The sequence below is a fragment of the Oleiphilus sp. HI0061 genome (assembly GCF_001635675.1).
This window is the reverse complement of sequence record NZ_LWFE01000704.1, coordinates 1-368: the sequence shown is the minus strand read 5'-3', so window position 1 is coordinate 368 and position 368 is coordinate 1. Positions and strand designations below refer to the sequence as shown.

General features: G+C 44.0%; 1 protein-coding gene. It reads left to right on the top strand.

Going from position 1 to position 368, the window contains the following annotated elements; genetic code table 11:
- Window positions 1-368: cbb3-type cytochrome c oxidase subunit I (locus tag A3735_RS08920; RefSeq protein ID WP_197485777.1), on the top strand; the 368-nt coding region annotated here is incomplete at both ends.

Here is a 368-nt window from a genome sequence, read left to right as displayed (position 1 = left end):
TCTATTAGCTCCGTCATGGGGTGGTATGATCAACGGTATCATGACGCTATCTGGCGCATGGGATAAGTTACGCTCTGACCCGATCCTTAAGTTCCTGATTGTATCCCTATCGTTCTATGGCATGTCGACCTTTGAAGGGCCAATGATGTCGATAAAAACCGTCAACGCACTATCTCACTATACTGACTGGACAGTTGGGCACGTTCATTCAGGTGCGCTTGGTTGGGTTGCTTTTATTACTATCGGTTCCGTTTACATGCTTGTTCCTGAGCTATTTAACAAAAAGCGCATGTATAGCGAATCGCTGATAAACAGTCATTTCTGGATCGCAACAATTGGTGTAGTACTTTATATAGCATCAATGTGGA